The sequence below is a fragment of the Bacillus sp. BB081 genome, assembly GCF_008368895.1.
Classification (GTDB): Bacteria; Bacillota; Bacilli; order Bacillales; family Bacillaceae_G; genus Bacillus_A; species Bacillus_A wiedmannii.
In genome coordinates, this window is record NZ_QOZX01000142.1 from 1 (window position 1) to 529 (window position 529).

Consider the following 529-nt stretch of genomic DNA (forward strand, 5'->3'; position numbering starts at 1 on the left):
AGGTAGGTTCATCACATAATAATACTTGAGGATGGTTAGCGATTGCTCTAGCAATACCGACACGCTGTTTCTGTCCACCGCTGAGCTGTGCTGGATAATCATTACCTTTATCCAGTAAGCCTACAAGTTCAAGACATTCTAGCACTCGTTGTTGCCGCTCAGACTTGGGTACTCCAGCCAATTCAAGCGGGATTTCAATATTTTTGCGAACTGTGCGATTGTGAACCAGATTAAATTGCTGAAACACCATTCCAATCTGTTGTCTGGCTAAGCGAAGTTGATGATCTGATAATCCAGTTAAACGCTTACCATTTACAATGACTACACCTTGATCGGGACGTTCTAGAATATTCATCATCCGTAGTAATGTAGATTTACCTGCTCCACTACTGCCAATAATGCCATGAATCATACCCCGCTCAATATGCAGACTGACATCTTGCACAGCTGCATTCGTATTCCCCATCTTGCCAAAATATTTGCTCACGCTTTCCAGCGAAATCATTCCAGTTCCCTCCTCATCTCATAG

At 43.1% G+C, this 529-nt stretch carries 1 protein-coding gene; it reads right to left on the reverse strand.

The features are described 5' to 3' along the window. A partial coding sequence (locus tag DN394_RS28730) for a methionine ABC transporter ATP-binding protein (protein WP_149294468.1) occupies positions 1-505 on the reverse strand: 505 nt, incomplete at its 3' end. Positions 506-529: the final 24 nt, after the last annotated feature.